Below are 22,575 nucleotides of genomic sequence, written 5' to 3' on the forward strand. Positions count from 1 at the left end.
CACCATCTTTTTTACGTCCACCACAATGAGGCGAGGTTCACCCTTGAATTCTTTCGGTACAGCGCTGGGCACGGCCTTGGAGCTAAGCATTCTTAGCGACTCCGACTTTGAAGCTTTCGCTTCCGGCCATCCCCAGAACAACTTCATCCAGTCCGCCGAATTCACCCGGTTCCAGCGCTCGCGCGGCCAGGATGTTGAGCTGGTGGGCATCAGCAGGGGCGGCGAGCTGGTTGGGGCAGCCAAGCTGGCCTACAGCCGTAACCGGCTGGGATATACGGTCTGCGACTGCTCAAAGGGTCCACTGCTTGACTACACGGACGCGGCGCTGGTCAGTGGCGCCGTCGGGCTCCTCAAAAAGCGCGCAGCAGAACGCAAGGCCGCCGAACTTCGGATTTCGCCCAACCTTCCCTGGGTGGCGCGCGACGAGGACGGCGCCGAACACCCCGAACTGCTGGATAACCGGCCGCTGGCGGCGCAGCTGGAGGGGCTGGGCTTTGTCCACCAAGGCCACCAGATGAACTTCGTGAACGTCAACTGGATGTTCATCAAGACCCTGGCAGGGATCAAAGACGCCGAAGAGCTCATCATGGGCACCAGCTACCGGACCCGGAAGGCCATCCGCAAGGCCGAGAAGAACGGCGTGTACCTGGAGCAGGCCACGCTGGAAACACTCGACGAGTTCTACGATGCCCTCAGCACTGCCGGCAACGAAAAGGGCTTCGTTTTCCGGGAACGTGACTACTACGAAAAGCTGCTGCGGACCACCTCGGCCGAGTTCACCAAGCTGATGATGGCAAAGATCGACATTCCGGCCTACCGGAAGTCCATCACCGATCGGCGCGATGCTGAATCGGTGGTGCTGGCAGAGCTGCGCCGCGAGGTGGAGGAGACCGGCAGCAAAAAGAAGGCCAACCGCATCAAGGTGGTCCAGGACCTTGTGGACAGCTACGAGCGCAGCCTGAAGGACATCGAGCGGTTCCCGGATTCGGTGGGCGTGGCAACCGTCGCGGCGATCCACTTTGTTTGCTACGGCGATGAGTTGACCTGCGTGATCGGCGGGACCAAGCAGGACTACATCTACTTCAACGGCGCCACCTCGCTTTACTGGGGGATGATGCTGCATGCGCTGGAGAAGGGCTTTTCGCGTTACAACTTCTACGGAACGTTCGGCATCCAGGGCCAGGACCAGGAAGGCCACGGAGGCTACGAATTCAAGAAGGGCTTCGGCGGCGAGGTGGTCCAGCTGATGGGCGACTTCGTGGTGCCGGTCCGGCCCCTGGCGTTCCGGGCCAACAGCCTGGCACGTGCCGTCATCGCGGCGGGCCGCACTGTTTTGGCCAAACTGCCCCTGAAACGCGGGGCATAACACGGCACAATCACCAACCAGGGAGGAGGACCAGCGTGACCCATCAAGGCGACGAGCCACAGAATCGGCCGCACACCGACGGACTGCCTAAGACCCAGCCGCTTTCACCCTCCCAGCTGAGGCAGAATATGGCCGCCAAACGGATGCTCAGGCGTCTGGTCCAGGGGGAGCACCCGCCGACGGCGCCGCTGAGCATTGTGGACCGGCTCGCCGGCAGCCCCTACGCCAACCCGATGATCCAGGTGGGCGGCGTGGACACCTCCGCCCGCAAGACGCTGGATTTCGCGTTGCATCTGGCGGAGACCATGTTCCGGTATGGCGCCGGTGCCCTCGAGGTGGAGACGAGCATCATCGCCGTCACCGCCGCCCTGGGCCTGAAGAACATCGAAGTGGACATCACCAACCAGTCCGTCGCGATCAACTACGCTCCCAAGGACCAGCCGCCCGTGGCCCTGCTGCGTGTAGTGCGGTCCTGGACCAACAACTACGCAGGCCTGGCAAAAGTCCATCAGCTGGTCAGTGACATCGTGTCCGGGGGAGTGGGCAGGGACGAGGCCATTCGCCGGCTGGATGATGCCATCACCAGCCCCAAGCCGTTCCCGCGCTGGATGGTCACGGTGGCGTTCGGCGTCTTCGCGGCCGCTTTTGTAGGCGTGCTGGGCGGCGGGCCAGTGTCCTCAATGTTCGCTTTTGTGCTCAACATCGGAGTCAGCCTGCTGGGCCGCCAGCTGGGGCGGTGGCGCGTTCCGGACTTCTTTACGACGGCGGCCTGCGCTTTCGCGGTAACGCTTTCGGCGCTGCTGTTGTGGCGTTTCGACCTGACCTACTCGCCGTCGATCGTGGTGGTGGGCGGCATCCTTTTGCTCCTGCCCACTGGACGGCTGGTCTCGGCGGTACAGGATGCCATTAACGGCTTCCCGGTCACTGCCGCCGGCCGGTTCCTGTCCACGCTGCTGACGTTTGGCGCGCTGGTGGCCGGCATCGCCGTTGCCTTCCTGGTAGGCCAGCTGTCCGGAATGCAGCCCATCGACGTGACCCAGACCTTTCCGCCCGCCTACGACCTCTGGGTGCTGATCATCCTGACCGCCGTTGCGGTGATGGCCATCGGTATCACCGAACAGACGTCGTGGAGCCTGCTGCTGCCTACCGCCGCCGTGGGGATTGCCGGCTACCTGGTGCTGATCGGCGCCGACGCCGCCGGCATCGGTGACCGGTTCTCCCCGGCGCTGTCCGCGGTTGTCATTGGACTGCTGGCCCGGGTGGTGGCGCTCAAGATGGGCGCGCCCCAGCTGGTGGTGGCAGTGCCCGCCTCCCTCATCCTGCTGCCAGGCCTGACCATCTTCCGGTCCATGTACGTTCTGACCATCGAAGAAGCCAACATCCTCTTCGGGGCCGGCGGAATGCTCAACGCCGGCGCCATTGTGCTTGGCACCGCGGCCGGCATTGTGCTGGGCGACGTCCTGGCCAGGCCGCTTACCGGCGGACTGGCCAGCAACGAACGGCGGCGGGCCCGGCGGCGCTAGGTGGACATGCCTTGCACAGGGCTTAGATCTGCCTGTGTCTAGATCTGCCCGATCGGGAGCTTCTTTTCCGCCTGGAAATCGTCCTCCACGCGGCCCTGCGCCCAGTAACCGGACAGCGAAACCTGCTTGCGGTCCAAGCCGCGCTCCACGAAGAGAACGTCGCGCAGGGCCTTCATTGAACCGCGCTCGCCGTGCGCAAAGACCTGGACAGTGCCCACGGGCCACTGCGCGGTGCGGACGGCCTGGACCAGGAATTCCGGTGAGCCGGCCGGCGCTCCGTGGCGGAAGAGCCAGTGCAGCTTAATGCCGGCGGGAGCTTTGAGCTCCTGCATCTCGGCCTCGCTGTCCACTTCCAGGAAGGCCAGCCCGGAGGCATCGGCGGGGAGGGATTCAATGGCGGCAGAGATCGCCGGAATGGCGGCTTCATCGCCGGCGTAGAGGTACCAGTCGGCGTCGGGATCGGGGTTGTAGCCGCCGCCCGGGCCGGAGAAGCTGAATGTGTCCCCGGCACGGGCGTGGGCGGCCCAGGGGCCGGCAAGACCCTCATCGCCGTGGATGACAAAATCGATGGCCAGTTCCTGTGCGGACACGTCCACCCACCGGATGGTGTAGGTGCGGGTGACCGGCCAGTGCTCGCGCGGCATGGTGTCCTTGATGGCCGCCAGGTCCAGCGGCTGCGGGTACTCCACACCAGGCCGGGGAAAGGAAATCTTGACGTAGCGGTCCACGAAGCCGTTGTTGACGTACTCAGCGAATCCGGGACCGCCCGCCACGATCCTGATCATGTGCGCGGAGAGCTGCTCCCGGCGAAGTACTGTCAGGGTGATGATCGGCCTGATCCGGCGCTGTGCAGAGGTGTCAGCAGGAGTACTCATATAGGTAAGCCTAAGTTAATGTGGCAGCTCCCAGGAAACGCTGCCTGCTCCCTGCTCCTGCAACAGCGTATTCACCTTGCTGAAGGGCCTGGACCCGAAAAACCCGCGTGATGCGGACAGCGGACTGGGGTGTGCACTGACGACCGCGGGCGTCCCGTCCAGCAGGGGTGCCAGGTTCCGGGCGTCCCGACCCCAAAGAACCGCCACCAGTGGTTGCCGCGAGCCGTCAGGCCGGCGGCGCCCGGCCACTGCCCGGATGGCGGCGGAAGTGACTGCCTCCCAGCCCTTTCCGCGATGTGACCCGGCGGCGCCGGCCTTCACGGTCAGCACCGTGTTCAGCAGCAGGACTCCCTGCCCGGTCCATGCTGACAGGTCGCCATGCTTTCGTGGCGGCAGTCCCAGGTCCGCCTCAAGTTCCCGGTAGATATTGGCCAGGCTGCGGGGAATGGGACGCGTTGCCCGGTCCACGGCGAAGGCCAGCCCCACAGCATGCCCCGGCGTCGGGTAGGGATCCTGGCCAACTACCAGAACCCGCACGTGGGCCAACGGCTGGCGGAAGGCTCGGAGAATGTCCGACGGCGCCGGGAGGACCAGGTGCCCGGCCTCGGCTTCGCCGGCTACGAAAGCCAGCGTCTTCCGGATTTCCGGCTCAACGCAGGCCAGAGCCTCTGCCCAGTCCGGTGCCACCAGTTCAGTCAGCGGGCGCTCTGCCATGGCCCGGAGTTCAGCAGCATCGTCCTCGCTGCGTCGGGCCGGGGCCGGCAGGTCAAAGAGCGGTTCGGGATCAGACATCCGTCCATTCTTGCAGCCGCGGCAAATGACAACGGTGTTATTCGTCCGTAGCATGGGAGGAACACTTTGCGCCTCCAAGCCGGAAGGATTTTGCCGTGGCAGAACCAGCGCACGAATACCTGCAGCAGCCAGCCGGTGAGGACTCCCTGCTGGCAGGATTTACCCTCCGCGACTCGCCCCTGTCGGAGCGGGACCAGCAGATGCTGGCCCTCGAACGGCAGTGGTGGAAGTACGCCGGAGCCAAGGAACAAGCCATCCGCGAGCTGTTCGGTTTGTCCGCCACGCACTACTACCAGAGCCTCAATGCGCTCATCGATACCGAGGACGCCTTGGCCTACGATCCCATGCTCGTCAAGAGATTGCGTAGACTACGTACGTCGCGTCAACGCGCCAGGACGGCACGCCGCCTGGGCTCGGACGCTTAATTAGTCCGCGCTGAGCCATCAGCTGCAACAACCAAGGATGACTCGCCACCATGACCCAATATGCCCGGGATGAATTCGACCAGGTACCGGAATCCTCTGCACGGCAAGGTGTTCACAGGACAGTATCGGCCCCTGCCCGCAAGCGGCTGTGGCCGGTCATCACGGTAGGCGTTATTGCGCTCCTGGTTGGACTCGCTGCCTTCTTCATTTTCCCCACGCTTGGGCTGGGCCCCGGCGGTACACCCGCCGCGGTGAGCGACACTCCCAGCACATCGTCGGCACCCACTGAGGCGCCGGCGTCGGACACTCCCGCTGAACCGGAACCCACTCCCAGTGCGCCCGAAGGTGAGCCGTCTGCGGAACCGGAGCCAACACCATCGGAGGTCGCTGCAGCCGTTGACAAGACCCAACCGGTAGCCGTCTTCAACGGTGCCGGAGTGGGCGGCCTGGCCGGCCAGGTGGGCGCCGTAGTGCAGACGGACGGCTGGGCCCTCGCCGAAGTAGGCAACTGGGGCGGCGCCCCACAGCAGACATCAGTTGTCTTCTATACCGGTCCCGCGCAGCTGGCCAATGCCCAGGCATTGGCGGGATTGCTGGGCATTTCCACGGTGGTTGAAAGCGCCGAATTCCGGCTTCCGCTGGTGGTTGTACTGGGACCGGGATACCAGTAAGCCGTTCCGGATTACGCCTGAATAACTATTGCCGACCGGCCGCGTGGGAACCTCCTGGACACCTCTCGCCGCTGGCTAAAGTAGCCTCAAGTCTTGATCCGCGAGCTACGTGAAAGTTGGAGACCATGGCATTGGGAACCGTTAAATGGTTCAACGCCGAAAAAGGCTACGGCTTCATCTCAGTGGATGGCTCCGGGAATGACGTCTTTGTCCACTGGTCTGCCATCCAGGGTGAAGGCTACCGCGCCCTGGAAGAGGGCCAGCGGGTCGAGCTTGAAGTCGGCGAAGGCGAAAAAGGCCCGCAGGCCGAAAGCGTCCGGCCGGCCCCGTGATTCCTGCTCTGCGTAGCTGCGCCCTTGGACTGTCGGGCGCCCTGGTCCTGACCGTGACGGCATGCAGCGGGGTCGCCGGTAATGCCCGTATGGCGGATGTTGAAGCCAGTGGTGACGGCACCCTGCGGATCGGCGTGATCCTGGACAATGCCGGCGATCAGTCCTTCCTCAATGACGCCCAGCGCGCGGCTGTGGAACTGGCTGTCAAGGACATCAACGCAGCGGGCGGCCACAAGGGCAAGCCGGTGGAGCTCCTGGAAACGCCCACGGGTGACCCTGCGGCCCAGGCCCGCAAACTCGCTGACACCAAGGCCGATGTTGTTATTGGCCCCACCGATTCCGGCAACGCCCCAGCCGCCATCGACGTCCTCTCCCGCGCCGGCATCACTTTGATCTCCCCGGCAAATACTTCCTCAGGTCTCAGCAGCTACAAGTCGGGCGGCTACTACTTCCGCACGGCAGCTGCCGATATTGCCCAGGCACCAGTGCTGGTCAAGCTAGCCAGGGACACCGGAGCCAAGAGCCTGGCAGTCATCGCGCAGGAGGGCAGTTACGGCAAGGCCGTTTCCGACGCCGTAGCCGCCGTTGCGGAGGACTCCGGACTGGGCACGCCTGTCATCGTGGAATTCGCGCCGGGCGAAGCAGCCGACGCCGCCGCCAAGATCCGCGACGCCGCCGCGGACGCCGTCGTCGTCATCGCCCGTGAAGGTTCCCAGGGAGCCCTGGCGGAACTGAAGAATGCCGGAATCTCCGGCGCGAAGCTGCTGCTCGCTGACGCTGCTTTTGACCAGTTTGAAACCGGGCTGGCGAAGGGCACGCTGGAAGGTGCCCGCGCAGTGCTTCCGGGCGTCTTCCCCACGGCCGAATTCCAGGACCGGCTGCTGTCCGTTGACCAGGATCTGGTGGACCTGACGTTCGCGGCCGAGAGCTATGATGCAGTCATCCTTGCTGCGCTTGCTGCCGAGGCCAGGGAAGACGACGCCGGGAAGTCGATTGCAGCAGGCCTCATCGCCGTTTCAGGGGGCGGGGCCGGTACCGGTGCCGATCGGAAGGTATGCACCTCCTTCGCAGAGTGCCGCGAGTCCCTGGATTCCGGATCTGAGGTGGATTACGACGGCCAGTCAGGTCCGGTGGCATTTGATGAGAACGGCGACGTCACCTCGGCCAGCTACATGACCTTCACTTATGGGCCGGATAACAAAGCGACCCTCTCCGGCCAGGAATCTTCAGCCCGCACCGGTGGGTGACTTGATGCCGCGCAGGCGGTGATCGCCAGCAGCGAACTGCCGCCCGGTTCCGGGCCTTACGGGGTTCGGCTGCTTGCACTCTCACCGGGGGAGTGCTAATTATTGAGTTAGCACTCCCGCGTGCAGACTGCTAAATGTTGGCCGGTTCTTCCGGTCCGCATCCGCTGCTGGACCGGGGGCGAAAGAAAACACCTTGCTGGGTGAGATCCCGCAACCGTCGGCATACAGAGGCCGGCGGCGAAGGATCGTCCGTCGCGGGCACTTCAGCAACGGTCCATTCTTAACGACTGTCCCGAAAGGACTACTGCCGTTATGGCCAAGATCATTGCATTTGATGAAGAGGCACGCCGCGGCCTTGAGCGGGGCCTGAACATCCTCGCCGACGCCGTTAAGGTCACCCTCGGCCCGCGTGGCCGCAACGTCGTCCTCGAAAAGAAGTGGGGCGCCCCCACGATCACCAACGATGGTGTTTCCATCGCCAAGGAGATCGAGCTGGACGATCCTTACGAGAAGATCGGCGCCGAGCTGGTCAAGGAAGTTGCCAAAAAGACGGATGACGTCGCAGGCGACGGCACCACCACCGCAACCGTCCTGGCCCAGGCCCTCGTCAAGGAAGGCCTGCGCAACGTAGCCGCCGGCGCGGACCCGCTGTCCCTCAAGCGCGGCATCGAAAAGGCCGTAGACGCCGTCACCACCGAACTCCTGGCCTCCGCCAAGGAAATCGAAACCAAGGAAGAGATCGCCGCTACTGCCTCGATCTCGGCCGGTGACGATGAAATCGGTGCCCTCATTGCCGAAGCCCTGGACAAGGTCGGCAAGGAAGGCGTCATCACGGTCGAGGAGTCCAACACCTTCGGCCTGGAGCTGGAACTCACCGAAGGCATGCGCTTCGACAAGGGTTACATCTCCGCCTACTTCGTCACGGACGCCGAGCGCCAGGAAACGGTCCTTGAGGATCCGTACATCCTGATCGTCAACTCCAAGATCTCCAACGTCAAGGAACTGGTTGCTGTCCTCGAAAAGGTCATGCAGTCCAATAAGCCGCTGCTGATCATCGCCGAGGACATCGAAGGCGAGGCCCTGGCCACGCTGATCGTGAACAAGATCCGCGGCACCTTCAAGTCTGTTGCCGTCAAGGCTCCGGGCTTCGGTGACCGCCGGAAGGCCCAGCTCGCCGACATCGCCATCCTCACCGGTGGCCAGGTCATCTCCGAGGAAGTCGGCCTCAAGCTTGAGAACGCCGGCCTGGAGCTCCTGGGCCAGGCACGCAAGGTTGTTGTCACCAAGGACGAGACCACCATCGTTGAAGGTGCCGGCGACGCCGACCAGATTGCCGGCCGCGTTTCCCAGATCCGCGCCGAGATCGAAAACTCCGATTCGGACTACGACCGTGAGAAGCTGCAGGAACGCCTGGCCAAGCTGGCCGGCGGCGTTGCAGTCATCAAGGCCGGTGCCGCAACCGAAGTTGAGCTCAAGGAACGCAAGCACCGCATTGAGGACGCCGTCCGCAACGCGAAGGCTGCTGTTGAGGAAGGCATCGTCGCTGGTGGTGGCGTTGCCCTCATCCAGGCCGGCGCCAAGGCGTTCGCGAACCTGAACCTGACGGGTGACGAAGCAACCGGTGCGAACATCGTCCGCGTTGCCATCGACGCCCCGCTGAAGCAGATCGCCTTCAACGCCGGCCTCGAGCCCGGTGTTGTGGTGGACAAGGTCCGCGGCCTGCCCGCAGGCCACGGCCTGAACGCTGCAACCGGCGAGTACGTCGACCTGCTGGCTGCCGGCATCAACGATCCGGTCAAGGTGACCCGCTCTGCACTGCAGAACGCCGCCTCCATTGCCGGCCTGTTCCTCACCACCGAGGCCGTTGTTGCTGACAAGCCCGAGAAGAACGCTGCCCCCGCGGGCGGCGACGACATGGGTGGCATGGGCGGTATGGGCGGCTTCTAGCCTCTCCTACCGGACCTGCTACCGGACACAAAAGCGGCTCCCTCTTCTGAAGTGAGGAGGGAGCCGCTTTTTTTGTTGGCTCGTTAGCTGGATTCCGGAGTGCAGCTACTTACTGGCGCCGGCAATCATGGCTTCAACTTCCTTCTTGAAGGCTTCGGCGGCGGCCTGCGGGGTGAGCCTGTCGTAGAGAACCTCATCGGTGTAGCGCTTGATGACGTTCTGCACGCTGCCCGCACCTACCGGCGGGACCGGCGGTGCTTCCTTCATGTCCGGCTCGATCTCTGTCAGGAAGGACACCACCGTGGTATCGGCCGGCTTCAGCGAGGCAGTGATGCTCTCGACGATTTCGGAGTTGGTGGGCACGCCGCGGTCCGTCATCAGAATCGCCCCGGCCTCGGGGCTGTTCGTCAGGTAGTCGATGAACTTGGCAGCGGCTTCCGGGTGCTTGCTGCGCGAGGAAGCCGACCAGAACATGGTGGGCTTGTAGTACATGCCGTTGTCCGCAGCCTCGCCGTCAGCGCTCGGTGCCCGCAGCATCTTGATGCTGTTGCCGGTGGTCGCTTCGAGGGAGCCCAGCTGGTTGGTCCACCACCAGGCCATGCCCACGCGGTTGGTGCCGAAGAGACTTTCCTCCAGGCCGGCGCCGGCATCCTCGGTGGCTACCGTGGCTGGCGGACTGGCTTTCGAATCCCGCTGTTCCTTCAGTCGCTCCCAGAAGGACGCTGCCGTTGCGGTGTCGAAATCCAGCTTGCCCTCGGGTGAGTAGAGGTTTTCTCCGTGCTGCCGCAGCCAGATGATGAGATCGGCTTCGTTGCTTCCGTAGGCTGCCCCGTAAGTGCTGCCGTCACCGGAGGCGCTGATCTTGGCCGCGATGTCCACAAAATCATCCCAGGTCCACGTGGTGTCGTCGGGAAGTGGGACGCCGGCTGCTTCGAAGACCTTAGTGTTCGCCATGATGACGTACGCGTTCTGTCCGGTGCTGAGGCCGTATTGGGCGCCGTCGTACTGCCCCGAAGTCAATGCCTCCTCGGACAGCTTGGAGGTGTCTATGCCGTCCTGCTTGGCAAGATCCAGAAGGGCTCCGCGGCCGCCGTATTCGGCGATGTACTTCTGGTCCATCTGGATGACGTCCGGCGCATCGTTGGCCGCCGTCTTGGTGGCCAGCTTGTCCCAATAACTGCTCCACTCTCCGGGTTCGGATTCGATCTTGATGGTGGGGTTTGCCGCTTCGAAGGCCGAGATGACCTTTTCCGTCTGCGCGTTGAGGTATTCGTTACCCCACCAGGCAAACCGCAGGGTGACTTCCTCATTGGCGTTCGAGCCACTGGCTGCACCACAGCCGCTGGCCAGCAGCGAAACTGCCACCGCTATTGCGCCGAATTGGAATTTCCTCCGGCTCAGGTTTGGAATCTTCATTGATATGCCTTCCTGGTGATGCTCAAAGCTAAATGAGAAAACGGTTTCTCGTTGTGGTTTCTCGATTCTGCCGCTATCGGCGGGCTGCGTCAAGAGATTTGAGTAAACGTTTTCTGGGGCAATGGGCGGTCCGCGTCTGGCAGGATGGTCCGGTGACGATTACTGCAGCAGCCGACGGTTCGGCTTTGGGAAATCCCGGTCCCGCCGGATGGGCCTGGTATGTGGATGACAACTGCTGGCGCGCCGGTGGCTGGCCGCACGGTACGAATAACCAGGGCGAGCTCATGGCGGTGCTGGACCTCTTCCGTGCCACCGAACACCTTCCGGAGGAGGAATTGCACATCCTCTGTGACAGTCAGTACGTCATCAATTCGGTGACCAAATGGATGCCGGGATGGAAGCGCAAGGGCTGGCGGAAGGCTGACGGAAAGCCGGTCCTGAACGTGGAATTGCTCCAGGACATCGACCGGGCACTCAAGGGACGCAAATATACTTTCGAATGGGTTAAGGGCCACGCCGGCCACGATCTCAACGAAGCCGCCGACGAGCGAGCCAGGGGCGCCGCCACCGCATACCAGCAGGGAATAGAGCCACGCCGCGGCCCTGGGTTCCCGTCCTCACCGGCAACCGGGCGTCCCTTGACGCCCGCTGGGCTCACGACATCGCGCTCGCAAGGCGCCAATTCACAGGCCCCGGCAACGTCAGCAGCAGGGATCAGGCCAGGAAGCTCAGCACGCAAGGCCCCGCCCGGCCAGGAGCCTTACGCCGACGACCTGTTCAGTGAACTCGAACGCGAGGCCGCCGCCGGCCTGGCCCCGGCAGTGGAAAAACCCGAAGCCTTGGTGGAGGCTCTGGAGCGCGAGTTGCTTCTTCCTGAGGTCCGCGGGGACATCGGGCGGACGGGCGTGCTGCTGCACCCGGATTACCTTGAGATCGGCGCATCGGGGCGGATGTGGAGCCGGGACGCGATCATGATGGAACTGGAGGAGGACCCAGGGGAGAAGCTCCGGTTGGATATTCTCGGGGCCGACCGCATCGGCACCAGCGCTATCCTGCTGACCTACCGAAGCTACTCCAGGGCCGGGTCCGCACTCCGCAGTTCACTGTGGGTGCTGGATGGCAGCCAATGGCGGCTGCGTTTCCACCAGGGCACCCCGGAGCTATAACGCGCTGCCCTTTCCGGTCAGCTGAAGCGCTGCGTGTTGCCCTGCTCGGTCTGGGCATAGCTCATAGCCGCGGATGCGAGGGCGGTATTGATGGACGCCAGTGATGCCTCCACACGGCCCTGTGTCAGGGTCCATTCTGTGACGAGCGCCTGGAAGTTGGTGGCTGCAGAGCCCCGCCACGTGCCCTGGAGTTCGTCCAGCCCACGCTTCATGGTCTGGACATCGGCGCTGATGCGGTCCACAGTGGCGCGGACGTTGGCTGATTTGAGCTGAAGCAGTTCGGTGTCAACGGAGATGATGCTCATGGCGGGGCCTCTTTCTGAAGGGCATTTCCGTAGCTGCCTACGGGAATCGTTGTTGGTGGTCCGGGGAATCCGGACCTTTCAACCGAGCCTACGGAGAGTGGTCAGGCGGCCGCTATGCCCTGCTGCTATATGTGGATAACTTCCGGGTCGTCCCTGACCGGAAGGGTCACCACGAAGGTGGCTCCGCCGCCGGGGGTTGGCTTTACCCGCACCGTTCCGCTATGTGAGCCCACCACCGCCGCAACGATTGCCAGTCCCAGTCCGCTGCCGCCGGTTTCACGGGTGCGGGACGTGTCGGCCCGGTAGAAGCGCTCAAAGACCTTGCCGGCCTCCATCTCATCGATGCCGGGACCATGGTCCCGTACTTCGATCACAGCATCGGTGCGGCCGTCAGAGACGCGGGTGCCCACGGCGATCTCGATCGGTGAACCGTCCGGGGTGTACCGCAGGGCGTTGCCTACGAGGTTGCCCACCACCTGGCGCAGTTTGGCCTCGTCTCCCAGGGCAGGCGCGGGGGCGGGAGCGCCGCCGTCGAGCCCTGCCAGGGTGATGCTCCGTGTCCGGTCACTTGCCTGGCTGTCCACCACGGCATCGTGGGCCAGTAACTGCAGGTCCACGGGCTTGCGCTGCAGCGGCCGCTGTTCGTCCAGCCGGGCCAGCAGCAGGAGGTCCTCCACCAGCGATCCCATCCGCTTGGCTTCGCTTTCGATCCGGCCCATTGCGGTGGAAACGTCTTCCTCGGTGGCCAGGGCGCCGTGCCGGTACAGCTCGGAGAAGCCGCGGATGGTCACCAACGGCGTCCGGAGTTCGTGCGAGGCGTCGGCAGCGAAACGGCGCATCCGGCCTTCCGACGCGGTCCGGGCTGCGAAAGCGCCCTCGATGTGCTCCAGCATGGCGTTCAGGGATTCGCCCAGGCGACCCACTTCGGTGCCGGGGTTTTCGATTTCCACGCGCCGGGACAGGTCACCGGCGGCGATCGCGGCAGCGGTTTTCTCCACCCTCGCCAGGGGCCGGAAGGACCGCGACACCGTCCAGTTGGCAGTCAGCGATGCCAGCAGCATGGTGAGGAGCCCGACGCCGGTGGTCACCAGTGCAGCATGGCTCATGACGTCATCCACAGACTGGAGAGGCAACCCGATCACCACCACCGCGGATTCGCCGTTGCTGGTGGTGACGGCCACGGCCACCACGCGCCAGTTCTTCCCATCAGTGCCGCCGACCTGGAATGGTTCCGCTGCCCGGTGCCGGGCTTCGTCCACGCTGATGCCGGTGATGTCGGGGCGGTTGGCGGTTGCGCCGCCAAAAGGCACCGGGTCCTGTCCCTCACTGAAAACCAGCAGCGAGTATTCTGTGGGCACCCACGGGCCCGGTGTCTGCAGCTGATTGAAGGAGCGCTGCGTCCGGGCAACATCGACGGCGGCATCCAGCTTCTGGTCAACCTGGTCCACCAGGTAGGTCTGCAGCATGGTCAGGGTTCCCACACCGGTGACGGTCAGCGCCACCGCCAGGAGGGCCATGATGATGGCCACCAGCTGGGACCTCAGCGGGGCCGCTTTCCATCGTGCAAACAAGGTCAGCGCTTCTCCGCCGTCCGCAGCACGTATCCGACGCCGCGCTTGGTCTGGATCAGCGCCGGGGCATCGGGGTCGATGTCCACTTTGCGCCGGAGGTAGGAGATATAGGACTCCACAATCGAGGCGTCGCCGTTGAAGTCGTATTCCCACACGTGGTCCAGGATCTGGGCCTTAGACAGCACACGGTTGGGGTTCAGCATCAGGTACCGCAGCAGTTTGAACTCGGTGGGGGACAGTTCAATGACGGTTCCGCCGCGGCGCACCTCGTGGGCATCGTCGTCGAGTTCCAGATCGCCAACCCTGATGACGGCGTCGTCGTCGATCAGCGGCTGTGTCCGGCGCAGCACCGCGCGGATCCGGGCAACCACCTCGTCGAGGCTGAACGGCTTGGTCACGTAGTCATCGCCGCCAACGGTGAGCCCGGTGACCTTGTCCTCGGTATCGTCCTTTGCGGTCAGGAAGAGTACCGGGAAGTGCTTGCCGGCAGCACGCAGCCGGCGCGTGACGGTGAAGCCGTCCATGTCCGGGAGCATGACGTCCAGGACGGCGAGGTCCGGTGCGTGCTCCTCGACGGCGGCCAAGGCATCGCGGCCGTTCGCAGCCGATACCACCTCGAACCCCGCAAATCGCAGCGACGTGGACAGCAACTCGCGGATATTGGGTTCGTCGTCGACCACCAGCAGCCGGGCTTCAGGGCCATTTTTGTTCATATACCCATCATGCTCCCAGAATCTGGGAGTTTTCTGAGCGTCCGATGTGTGTTTACTCAGGGCAACTCAGGCGGCGGTGCCTGCGTCCTTGGCGTCCATGATCCGGTACGCGTAGCCCTGTTCCGCCAGGAAACGCTGCCGCTTGGCCGCGAAATCCTGGTCCAAGGTGTCGCGGGCCACCAGCGAATAGAAACGCGCGGCGCGGCCATCCTTTTTGGGGCGCAGCAGCCGGCCCAGGCGCTGGGCCTCCTCCTGACGGGAACCGAACGAGCCTGAAACCTGGATAGCTACCGAGGCCTCCGGCAGGTCGATGGAGAAGTTCGCCACCTTGGAGACAACGAGTACCTGCACCTCGCCGGCGCGGAATGCCGCGAAAAGCCGCTGGCGCTCCTTCACGGGGGTATCGCCTTTGATGATGGGTGCGTTGAGCCGCTCGCCGAGTTCATCAAGCTGGTCAATGTACTGGCCGATCACCAGCAATTGCTCGCCCGCATGCAGAGCCACGAGTTCCTCCACCACCTTGGTCTTGGTCTCTGAGGTGGCGCAGAGGCGGTACTTGTCGGCGTCGTCGGCCATGGCGTAGGCCACCCGCTCGTCACGCGGCAGGTCCACCCGGACCTCAACACAATCCGCAGGAGCAATGTATCCCTGGGCTTCGATGTCCTTCCATGGTGCGTCATAGCGTTTGGGTCCGATCAGGCTGAAGACTTCACCTTCCCTGCCGTCCTCGCGGACCAGCGTGGCGGTCAGTCCCAGCCGTCGCCGGGCCTGCAGGTCCGCGGTCATCCGGAAGATCGGGGCAGGAAGCAGATGGACCTCGTCGTAGACGATCAGACCCCAGTCGTGACCGTCCACCAACTCCAGGTGCGGGTACAGCCCGCCGCGCTTGGTGGTCAGGACCTGGTAGGTGGCGATAGTAACGGGCCGGACTTCCTTGACGGAACCGGAGTATTCGCCGATCTCGTTCTCCGTCAGGCTGGTCCGCTTCAGCAGCTCATCCTTCCACTGCCGGGCAGAGACAGTGTTGGTGACCAGGATCAGTGTGGTAGTGGAACCGGTGGCCATGGCTGCCGCGCCCACCAGGGTTTTCCCGGCGCCACAGGGAAGCACGACGACGCCGCTGCCGCCGGCCCAGAAGTTTTCCACAGCCAGTTTCTGGTAAGGACGCAAGGCCCAGCCGTCCTCGTTGAGGGCGATCAGGTGCGGGGTTCCGTCCACGTATCCGGCGAGGTCTTCGGCCGGCCAGCCGATCTTCAGCAGCTGCTGTTTGAGCTGGCCGCGCTGGGATGACTGCACCACAATGGTTTCGCCGTCGATCCGCGGGCCCAGCAGCGGCTGGATCTTCTTGGCGCGGATCACCTCCTCAAGGACAGGGTAATCATCCGTGCGCATCACCAGACCGTGCTGCGGGTCCTTCTCCAGGCGCAGCCGGCCGTAGCGGGACATCGTTTCCTCGATGTCGATCAGCAGGGAATGCGGCACCGGAAAGCGGGAGTATTTCAGCAGGGTGTCCAGGACTTTTTCCGCGTCCAGTCCGGCGGCGCGGGCATTCCACAGGCCCAGCGGCGTCAGCCGATAGCTGTGGATATGTTCCGGGGCCCGCTCAAGTTCGGCGAAGGCCGCAATGGCATGCCGGGCCTCGGTGGCCTCTTCGTGGTCCACCTCAAGCAGGATCGTCTTGTCGCTCTGGACAATCAGGGGACCATCGCTCATGCGATTCTGCATTCGTGCTGAATATGCAAGGGGAAGGCACATGCCTCGTTCATGGGGACCACTCTTCTGCCGGTTCTTCCACCGGTTCGACGTCGATGACGCGGTGCACGGAAACCACCCGTTCGGTTTCCTTGACCGGATCAAAAACCCGGATCCTGCCGCCGTTTACTGATAGTGGAACAACGGTTTCGAGTGCGGCATTCCCGAGGCCGTCCACAACGTTCATGGTGACGCGCTGTTTGAGGCGGATGGCTTTTTGCAATGCTTCCAAACCAAGCTGGGTGGCGGCTTCGCCAGTGGCGGCAGGGGTTTCCTGGCGCAGCACCGCGAGCTGGGCGTCGACGTCCGCGGTGGCCGGCGCGGTACCTGGGGCTGAGTAAACGGGCCGCGCCATGCCAGGTGCCGCCGTCGTACGGCGAAGCCTGACCACGCCAGCCGGCCCGCTCTCCTCCATCGCGGGCGACAATCCCACTCCACGGAGGGCTTCGGCAGCCGCACGCGGAGCGGACGCCGAAACCAGCACCGTGGGCGCAAGCTGTACCAGGCCCAGGCCGGACAACCGGGGGTTCCGCAGGATCTCCACGATGCCCGCTTCATCCTCGCTCTGGATGTAGCTCGACGCCCCGCCAACCCGCAGCCGGCCATACCGTGTGGCGGTGTCCTGGACCAGGTACTCCAGGGGCTGTGGTACCGGGGTGGCCGAATGCTCGCGGAGGAACCCCAGCATGGCGGGGGCATCCAGTCCCGCGTCGAGGGCGCGCCGGACCGAGGCCACCGAGAAACGGTAAATCGTTGCCGGTCCCTGGCCCTCGGCGTCTGCCATCCGCAGCAGCCCGGCGCTCACCTCCAGAGCGAGGTATCCGGGTGCCACGGCGGTCAAATCAGCCTGCAGCAGGACGTGGTTCAGGGCGGCGGGGAGGTGCTCGCCCAACAGTTCAAGGGCGGCGTCCGGGGAGTCGTCGGCGATGGCGCTGCCCAACTGGCTGAGGGCACCGGAGCCCATCAGACCCAGGATTTCAGCTTCCGTCAGGACTCCCTGCACCAGCGAACTGAACCGGCGTGACATCCGGGGCTGGGCCCAGGCGGCGCGTTCCAGTACGGCTGAAGCATCCAGCACCGGGGTACTGGCCTCGTCCGGGGCCAGTCCGCTGCCCGACGCGGCTCCGGCCTCCCGTGTCAGCTCGTTGAGGATTTCGAGGATCCGCTTCCGGACCAGCGGCGCATCCGGCCGCTGAGCCTCGGCGGAGAGCGTATTCACCAGCGGGGTAGAACCACCGGGCCCGCTGCGGCCCGCCAGTGCAGAGCCGCCACCGTTCACTGGCTGGCCTACCAGCGACGGTACCCGCTCACTTCCCAACCAGGCGCTGACCAGCCACAGCCATTGCTCCTGCCTTGGAAGGGACAGCCACTCCAGCTGCGGCGGTTGGACCCAGGCGGAACGGTCCACGTCAAGCCGGAGGAGGCCGGCAAGTGCTGCCATCTCCGTCAACAGGGCCGCCTGTGGGGGCTCCACCCTGAGCGCGTCCGCCAGCCGCTTGACCTCCCGCACACCAACACCACCGCTGCGCAGGGTTGCCAGGGGTTGATCCTGGACGATATAAAGCAGTTCGGTGACCAGCCGGAGGGTTTCTCCGATGGCGCCCAATGCAGCGTTGCGGCGCCGCATGGCGCTGGTCCTGCCCAGCTGGGGAACCGGCGGCACCAGGCTGAAGTCATTGATGATGGCTCCGCCACGCAGGGCCAGGCCAACGCTGTGCGGCAGTTCCACGTGTGCCGCGTCGAGCGGTACCAGCAGCCCCCGTGCCAGCAGCCAGTCAACAGGCCCGACGTCGGACCCCTCGTGGAGGACGGATACCTTCCGTTGCGCTTGGGGGACGGCACCCATTGCCCAGTCTCCAAATTTGGCCAGTAACGCCGTCGTGCGTTCCGGTGCGGTGCTGAGGATGGCGGCCAGGGCTTCCGGGGAGGACGTCCAATGCTGGAGTGCCAGCGCGGCCTCCATCGGCGTGGCCGCGGGCGGGATGTCCGTCCCTCGCTGGCGGAGTTCGGCCACCAGTTGGACGGCGCGCTGCGCGAAGGCCGGTTGGAGCCGGACCAGCTCGGTATAGCTGCGGCCCAGGCCGGCGGGGTAGATGCCGAGGACGTCTTTGAGGCAGGCAACCGGCAGGTAGAAATGGTGCCGGCCGCCCGCCGGAGTCCCATGCGGGGGAGCGGCGCGGTGCACCAGGGCAAGGTCCTCCAGGGACGCCAGGAAACGTTCAATGGCAGAGATGCTCGATCCGGCGATGAATTTCTTCAGGGTGGCAGCCGAAGCACTGTGGCCGGTGTCCGTATTGGTGCACAGATGCAGCGTCTCCAGGACCTGCATCTGTGGCCGGTTCAGGCGCTCCAGGGCCCGTTGGACGCTGACCCGGCTGCTGGCCCGTGCCGCCAACGCACCAAAGTCCGGAACACCGGGGGACATGAGGTCCGGACGTGCAGCGAGCAGAGCACGCAGTGATTCATCACTGCGTGCCTCAAGGTCCTTGCTGAGCACACGAATAAGGGACATCAGTCCAACGTTACCGCCCGCTGCCCTTTCCCGCCCGGCGGCGTCCGGCAGCTGAGTCCAGCACCAGGAACACGAGCAGCAGGAAAGCCAGGGGAAGGCCGAACAGTGCCGTGGACGTAATCCACGCCGGAGCCGGGGTTCGCGCAAACGCCATGGCCATCACGGTGCCCACGGCTACCAGGGAAATGACGGCTACGGCAGCGGCGATGATCGTCAGGGGACGTCGGAAACGCGTGGGAGTCATACAGGCAACGTTAACAGTGCCGGCCCGGCAGCGGCGCACTTGCTGGAATCGGCTGCGGGGCAGGATAACCTAGGAGGCAGAGACCAGTTTTGCAGGATCCGAGAACAAAGAAGGTTGATAACGTGCCTACCGGCAAGGTCAAGTGGTATGACAAGGAAAAGGGCTTCGGCTTCCTCGCAGGCGAGGATGGCCAGGAAGTTTTCCTGCCCAAGTCCGCACTCCCCGATGGGACGCTGGACCTGAAACCCGGCACCAGGGTGGAGTTCGGCGTAGCCGACGGCCGGAAGGGCGCCCAGGCATTGGGCCTGCGCATCCTCGACAAGACGCCTTCCATTGCGAAGGCCAAGCGCACCAATCCCCGCGACCTGGCACCGCTTGTCCAGGACCTGGTAACGGTCCTGGACAACCTCTCCGGAACGCTTTCCGCGGGAAAGTACCCGGAAGGCAACAAGGGAAAAGCCATCGCGACGGCGCTCCGTAAGGTTGCCGACGAGCTGGATGCCTAGGCTCGCCGTGAATGTTGAAGCTGAAGGATCCGCACCCACCGGTGCTGCCTCCGCTGCACGGGTGAAGACCCCGGCTAAACGGTCCAGTGTCCCGGTCTGGCGTACAGGCAAGCCCGACGCAGTGCTGGCCGCCGCCGTGGATGCCGCCAGGGAAGCGGTCCAGTCGATCGCGGACCCGTCCGACGTCGGCAGTCACATCGGTGCCCGCACGGAGGGCGATCGCGTGGTAACCCACCTCTTTGAATGCCGGCTGTCCGGCTATCCCGGGTGGCAGTGGTTCGCGGTAGTGACCCGCAACTCGCGCTCCAAAGTGATTACTGTCAACGAGGTTGGTCTGTTGCCTTCCGAGGATTCGGTCCTGTCCCCCGAATGGGTGCCATGGGCCGAACGGGTGCGCCCGGAGGATGCCCGGCCGGAAGAGGCTCCGGAGGAGACTACCGAAGTCCGGGAAGGCGAAACTGCTGAGGGATTGCCGGATTTGGCTGCCGTGGTGGAACACGATGCCATCGAGTCGGTCAAGCACGCCGAGCTGGCAGCGGATTCTGATGAAGATGACGCCGCTGACGCTGCCGATCAGGCTGCTGTGGACGGCACCAACTAGGCAGGTGGCCCGGTTACGTCCAGACCACCACAGACCCTGTGATGCGCAGCCGGGTGACGGCCTTGTACAGACGGCGCCGCCCCGGCACAAAGCCCGGACGACGCCGTCGAACCCTGAAACTCCTGGTTCCAGTTACTTCCTCAGTTCTGCCACCACGTAGTCGATGCAGGAAAGCAGGGCGGTGATGTCGTCCGGCTCGATGGCTACGAAGGTGGCAATCCGCAGCTGGTTGCGGCCCAGCTTGCGGTACGGCTCGGTGTCCACAACGCCGTTGGAGCGCAGGACCTTGGCAACCTGGACGGCATCGATCGAGTCGTCGAAGTCGATAGTGGCGATGACGTTGGAGCGGTCCTCCGGGTTGGTGACGTACGGAGTGGCGAAGCTGGAGGCCTCCGCCCACGCGTAGATACGTCCGGCCGAATCGGCGGTGCGCTTCGCGGCGAAGTCCAGGCCGCCATTGCCGTTAAGCCACTTGACCTGGGCGTCCAGGGTAACCAGCGTGGACAGCGCCGGAGTGTTGTAGGTCTGGTTCAGGCGGGAGTTGTCGATGGCCGTCTGCAGGTTCAGGAAGTCCGGAATCCAGCGGTCGCTCTGCTCGATCCGGGCCGCGCGCTCGATAGCGGCGGGGGAGAAGAGGCCGAGCCACAGGCCGCCGTCGGACGCGAAGTTCTTCTGCGGGGCGAAGTAGTAGACGTCGGTTTCGGCGACGTCCACGTCCAGGCCCCCGGCCGCGGAGGTAGCGTCGATGGCCACCAGGGAACCGGCGTCGGCACCCTCGACGCGGCGGACAGGAGCGGCAACGCCGGTGGACGTCTCATTCTGCGGCCAAGCGTAGAGGTCCACGCCGGCCTCTGCCACCGCAACCGGACGCGTTCCGGGATCTGCCTTGATGATGCTGGATTCTGCCAGGAACGGTGCCTTATTGGTGGCAGCGGCGAACTTGGAGCCGAACTCGCCGAAGGAGAGGTGCTGCGCCTTGGTCTCCACCAGGCCAAACGCTGCGACATCCCAGAAGGCAGTGGAGCCGCCGACGCCCAGGACCACTTCGTAGCCCTCAGGTGCGCGGAAGAATGCGGACAGGCCGTCCCGGACCGAACCCACGAGATTCTTCACGGGTGCCTGGCGGTGCGAAGTGCCGAGGATGGTGGTGGACGCAGCGGAGAGTGCTTCCAGCTGCTCCGCCCGTACCTTGGACGGGCCGGCGCCGAAACGTCCGTCCTGTGGCACGAGATTGGCGGGGATGGTGATGCTGGCGTCGCTCACAAGGGCTCCAAATTCGTAGGGACAGTTTGGCCGCAGCGGCCGTCGGACGGGACAGTCAGTGTTGGCTGCTGTAGAGGCCGCTTTCATTCTGCCTGACTACGCTGTCCTCCGGGAACTGGAGCTGTCACAGTGGGGACTTTTGGCGGCCGGCTACAACCCGGCGGGATTATCCGGAGTAATTCAAAATAGGCTAAGCTGTGGACCTGATAAGCGACGCGCTATCAGTACGCGATACGGTGGACGAACGCGTGGGACTGCGCTCAAGGAGCTGAGCTGGATGACGGATCTGATCGATACCACGGAGATGTATCTTCGGACCATTTTGGAGCTTGAAGAAGAGAACATCGTGGCACTTCGCGCCCGCATTGCGGAGCGGCTGCGCCACTCGGGACCAACGGTTTCGCAGACCATCGGGCGCATGGAACGTGACGGCCTGGTGGTCGTTGCCGGCGACCGGCACCTGGAACTGACCGAACCCGGGCGCAAACGTGCCACAGAGGTTATGCGCAAGCACCGGCTGGCCGAACGCCTCCTGTCGGACATCATCGGGCTGGATTGGGCCTATGTCCATGACGAGGCCTGCCGCTGGGAGCACGTGATGAGTGAGCGTGTTGAACAGCGCATCTATGAACTGTTGGACCACCCCACTGAGTCGCCGTACGGCAATCCCATCCCGGGCCTGGCGGCACTCGGCGGCGAAGTGGGTTCCGCCTTCACTGACGGCGTGATCAACCTGCTGGAAGCCATGGCCGGTTACAGTCCGGAATCAACCGTGCGGGTCTGTCGGCTGGCGGAGCCCATCCAGGTTGAACCGGAGTTGCTTGTGCAACTGGATGAGGGCGGGATCCGCCCGGGCACGGACGTCACCCTGGAGCGCGTGGGGGAGTACATCTCCGTGCGGGTTGCCGGCATCGAAGGCGCCCTCGAATTGCCGCCGGAAGTTGCAGCCCACGTCTTTGTGAAGCTCTCCTGATTAGTCTTGCGACCTCGGCCGTCTCTTGCGCGAGGCAAAAAATGATAAGCGCACCTTCCGTTTATAACGGAATTGTTACTGTCCGGCCTCATCGCCTATAGTTAACCTTCGACGCCGATACCTAAGCGTTATCTGGTCCGAAAGCCTAGCTCTGCCAGCGGACCGGGAGTTCGAGTCACCTTTCTGGCAGGGGCGGGGGAACCACAATCGGCCGTTTTCGAGCGGCCTTGGGGTGAAGTCCGCAGCGGCAGTCCTTTTGATAAACGAATCCCCTGGATATCTGTGCGTCAAGATGACCTGCTTTGCGGGCCGGGTCGCTAACTCTCTGATCCGAATCCGACAGCTAACTTCGCAGGCTTCCAGAGAGGAAAATAC

At 64.2% G+C, this 22,575-nt stretch carries 21 protein-coding genes and 1 riboswitch; of the genes, 11 read left to right on the forward strand and 10 right to left on the reverse strand.

All coding sequences use genetic code 11. The features are described 5' to 3' along the window. Positions 1-76: 76 nt before the first annotated feature. Both ACWA13_RS04715 and ACWA13_RS04720 read left to right on the forward strand, forming a co-directional pair. A complete protein-coding gene (locus ACWA13_RS04715; RefSeq protein WP_463937831.1) occupies positions 77-1,366 on the forward strand; it encodes a peptidoglycan bridge formation glycyltransferase FemA/FemB family protein in 1,290 nt (429 codons plus the stop codon). Between the two features lie 35 nt (positions 1,367-1,401). Further along, positions 1,402-2,889, forward strand: a complete 1,488-nt coding sequence (locus ACWA13_RS04720) for a threonine/serine exporter family protein (protein WP_463937002.1) — start codon at positions 1,402-1,404, stop codon at positions 2,887-2,889. Positions 2,890-2,927: 38 nt separating this feature from the next. Here the strand turns inward: ACWA13_RS04720 and ACWA13_RS04725 are convergent, their stop codons facing one another. Then, complete coding sequence (locus ACWA13_RS04725) at positions 2,928-3,764, reverse strand: siderophore-interacting protein (RefSeq protein ID WP_463937003.1); 837 nt, start codon at positions 3,762-3,764, stop codon at positions 2,928-2,930. Positions 3,765-3,779: 15 nt separating this feature from the next. After that, positions 3,780-4,556, reverse strand: a complete 777-nt coding sequence (locus ACWA13_RS04730) for a uracil-DNA glycosylase (RefSeq protein WP_463937004.1) — start codon at positions 4,554-4,556, stop codon at positions 3,780-3,782. A 95-nt stretch (positions 4,557-4,651) separates the two neighbouring features. On the opposite strand from ACWA13_RS04730, the gene ACWA13_RS04735 reads away from it, so the two are divergent. From ACWA13_RS04735 to groL, 5 genes are all read left to right on the forward strand, one after another. Beyond that, positions 4,652-4,981, forward strand: a complete 330-nt coding sequence (locus ACWA13_RS04735) for a DUF3263 domain-containing protein (protein WP_463937005.1) — start codon at positions 4,652-4,654, stop codon at positions 4,979-4,981. 50 nt (positions 4,982-5,031) lie between these two features. Beyond that, a complete protein-coding gene (locus tag ACWA13_RS04740) occupies positions 5,032-5,652 on the forward strand; it encodes a LytR C-terminal domain-containing protein (RefSeq protein ID WP_463937006.1) in 621 nt (206 codons plus the stop codon). A gap of 125 nt (positions 5,653-5,777) precedes the next feature. Beyond that, complete coding sequence (locus ACWA13_RS04745; RefSeq protein ID WP_463937007.1) at positions 5,778-5,984, forward strand: cold-shock protein; 207 nt, start codon at positions 5,778-5,780, stop codon at positions 5,982-5,984. A gap of 89 nt (positions 5,985-6,073) precedes the next feature. Further along, the gene (locus tag ACWA13_RS04750) at positions 6,074-7,231 is read left to right on the forward strand and encodes an ABC transporter substrate-binding protein (protein WP_463937008.1); all 1,158 of its coding nucleotides are present in this window, start codon (positions 6,074-6,076) and stop codon (positions 7,229-7,231) included. Positions 7,232-7,543: 312 nt separating this feature from the next. Next, positions 7,544-9,178 carry a chaperonin GroEL gene (groL, locus tag ACWA13_RS04755; protein ID WP_463937009.1) on the forward strand — a complete coding sequence of 545 codons (1,635 nt, stop codon included), beginning with the start codon at positions 7,544-7,546 and terminating at the stop codon, positions 9,176-9,178. A gap of 105 nt (positions 9,179-9,283) precedes the next feature. Here the strand turns inward: groL and ACWA13_RS04760 are convergent, their stop codons facing one another. Then, entirely contained in the window at positions 9,284-10,594 is a 1,311-nt protein-coding gene (locus ACWA13_RS04760; RefSeq protein ID WP_463937010.1) for an ABC transporter substrate-binding protein, read from the reverse strand. Between the two features lie 152 nt (positions 10,595-10,746). Between ACWA13_RS04760 and ACWA13_RS04765 the strand changes: the two genes are divergently transcribed. Then, positions 10,747-11,760, forward strand: a complete 1,014-nt coding sequence (locus ACWA13_RS04765; protein ID WP_463937011.1) for an RNase H family protein — start codon at positions 10,747-10,749, stop codon at positions 11,758-11,760. A 17-nt stretch (positions 11,761-11,777) separates the two neighbouring features. Here ACWA13_RS04765 and ACWA13_RS04770 read toward each other — a convergent pair whose 3' ends face one another. The 6 genes from ACWA13_RS04770 to ACWA13_RS04795 all read right to left on the reverse strand — a co-directional run bounded on the left by ACWA13_RS04770 (position 11,778) and on the right by ACWA13_RS04795 (position 18,857). Continuing rightward, positions 11,778-12,065 (reverse strand): WXG100 family type VII secretion target, encoded by a 288-nt coding sequence (locus ACWA13_RS04770; RefSeq protein WP_463937012.1) that lies wholly within the window; start codon positions 12,063-12,065, stop codon positions 11,778-11,780. A 125-nt stretch (positions 12,066-12,190) separates the two neighbouring features. Next, the gene (locus ACWA13_RS04775; protein WP_463937013.1) at positions 12,191-13,636 is read right to left on the reverse strand and encodes a sensor histidine kinase; all 1,446 of its coding nucleotides are present in this window, start codon (positions 13,634-13,636) and stop codon (positions 12,191-12,193) included. A 2-nt stretch (positions 13,637-13,638) separates the two neighbouring features. Continuing rightward, the gene (locus ACWA13_RS04780) at positions 13,639-14,349 is read right to left on the reverse strand and encodes a response regulator transcription factor (protein ID WP_463937014.1); all 711 of its coding nucleotides are present in this window, start codon (positions 14,347-14,349) and stop codon (positions 13,639-13,641) included. Between the two features lie 66 nt (positions 14,350-14,415). Next, positions 14,416-16,062 (reverse strand): DNA repair helicase XPB, encoded by a 1,647-nt coding sequence (locus ACWA13_RS04785; protein ID WP_463937015.1) that lies wholly within the window; start codon positions 16,060-16,062, stop codon positions 14,416-14,418. 49 nt (positions 16,063-16,111) lie between these two features. Continuing rightward, the gene (locus ACWA13_RS04790; RefSeq protein WP_463937016.1) at positions 16,112-18,613 is read right to left on the reverse strand and encodes a helicase-associated domain-containing protein; all 2,502 of its coding nucleotides are present in this window, start codon (positions 18,611-18,613) and stop codon (positions 16,112-16,114) included. A gap of 10 nt (positions 18,614-18,623) precedes the next feature. Further along, positions 18,624-18,857 carry a hypothetical protein gene (locus tag ACWA13_RS04795; RefSeq protein WP_463937017.1) on the reverse strand — a complete coding sequence of 78 codons (234 nt, stop codon included), beginning with the start codon at positions 18,855-18,857 and terminating at the stop codon, positions 18,624-18,626. A 122-nt stretch (positions 18,858-18,979) separates the two neighbouring features. Between ACWA13_RS04795 and ACWA13_RS04800 the strand changes: the two genes are divergently transcribed. Both ACWA13_RS04800 and ACWA13_RS04805 read left to right on the forward strand, forming a co-directional pair. Next, the gene (locus ACWA13_RS04800; RefSeq protein WP_463937018.1) at positions 18,980-19,363 is read left to right on the forward strand and encodes a cold-shock protein; all 384 of its coding nucleotides are present in this window, start codon (positions 18,980-18,982) and stop codon (positions 19,361-19,363) included. Then, positions 19,356-19,964, forward strand: a complete 609-nt coding sequence (locus ACWA13_RS04805; RefSeq protein WP_463937019.1) for a DUF3027 domain-containing protein — start codon at positions 19,356-19,358, stop codon at positions 19,962-19,964. Before ACWA13_RS04800 ends, ACWA13_RS04805 begins: the two co-directional genes overlap by 8 nt. A 132-nt stretch (positions 19,965-20,096) precedes the next feature. Here ACWA13_RS04805 and serC read toward each other — a convergent pair whose 3' ends face one another. After that, positions 20,097-21,227: a phosphoserine transaminase gene (gene serC, locus ACWA13_RS04810; RefSeq protein WP_463937020.1), complete on the reverse strand. Its 1,131-nt coding sequence runs from the start codon at positions 21,225-21,227 to the stop codon at positions 20,097-20,099. Positions 21,228-21,504: 277 nt separating this feature from the next. Here serC and ACWA13_RS04815 point away from each other — a divergent pair, with 277 nt between their 5' ends. Further along, complete coding sequence (locus ACWA13_RS04815) at positions 21,505-22,200, forward strand: metal-dependent transcriptional regulator (protein ID WP_463937021.1); 696 nt, start codon at positions 21,505-21,507, stop codon at positions 22,198-22,200. 167 nt (positions 22,201-22,367) lie between these two features. Then, positions 22,368-22,572: riboswitch (cyclic di-AMP (ydaO/yuaA leader) on the forward strand. Positions 22,573-22,575 lie beyond the last annotated feature (3 nt).

This window comes from Pseudarthrobacter sp. TRD_SC_9 (genome assembly GCF_055361265.1).

Bases quoted from the DNA above. Each gene is read 5' to 3' on its own strand.
- ACWA13_RS04725 (WP_463937003.1), bottom strand. From the start codon at position 3,764: ATGAGTACTCCTGCTGACACCTCTGCACAGCGCCGGATCAGGCCGATC.
- ACWA13_RS04730 (WP_463937004.1), bottom strand. From the start codon at position 4,556: ATGTCTGATCCCGAACCGCTCTTTGACCTGCCGGCCCCGGCCCGACGC.
- ACWA13_RS04740 (WP_463937006.1), top strand. From the start codon at position 5,032: ATGACCCAATATGCCCGGGATGAATTCGACCAGGTACCGGAATCCTCT.
- ACWA13_RS04745 (WP_463937007.1), top strand. From the start codon at position 5,778: ATGGCATTGGGAACCGTTAAATGGTTCAACGCCGAAAAAGGCTACGGC.
- ACWA13_RS04750 (WP_463937008.1), top strand. From the start codon at position 6,074: ATGGCGGATGTTGAAGCCAGTGGTGACGGCACCCTGCGGATCGGCGTG.
- groL (WP_463937009.1), top strand. From the start codon at position 7,544: ATGGCCAAGATCATTGCATTTGATGAAGAGGCACGCCGCGGCCTTGAG.
- ACWA13_RS04760 (WP_463937010.1), bottom strand. From the start codon at position 10,594: ATGAAGATTCCAAACCTGAGCCGGAGGAAATTCCAATTCGGCGCAATA.
- ACWA13_RS04770 (WP_463937012.1), bottom strand. From the start codon at position 12,065: ATGAGCATCATCTCCGTTGACACCGAACTGCTTCAGCTCAAATCAGCC.
- ACWA13_RS04780 (WP_463937014.1), bottom strand. From the start codon at position 14,349: ATGAACAAAAATGGCCCTGAAGCCCGGCTGCTGGTGGTCGACGACGAA.
- ACWA13_RS04785 (WP_463937015.1), bottom strand. From the start codon at position 16,062: ATGAGCGATGGTCCCCTGATTGTCCAGAGCGACAAGACGATCCTGCTT.
- ACWA13_RS04790 (WP_463937016.1), bottom strand. From the start codon at position 18,613: ATGTCCCTTATTCGTGTGCTCAGCAAGGACCTTGAGGCACGCAGTGAT.
- ACWA13_RS04795 (WP_463937017.1), bottom strand. From the start codon at position 18,857: ATGACTCCCACGCGTTTCCGACGTCCCCTGACGATCATCGCCGCTGCC.
- ACWA13_RS04805 (WP_463937019.1), top strand. From the start codon at position 19,356: ATGCCTAGGCTCGCCGTGAATGTTGAAGCTGAAGGATCCGCACCCACC.
- ACWA13_RS04815 (WP_463937021.1), top strand. From the start codon at position 21,505: ATGACGGATCTGATCGATACCACGGAGATGTATCTTCGGACCATTTTG.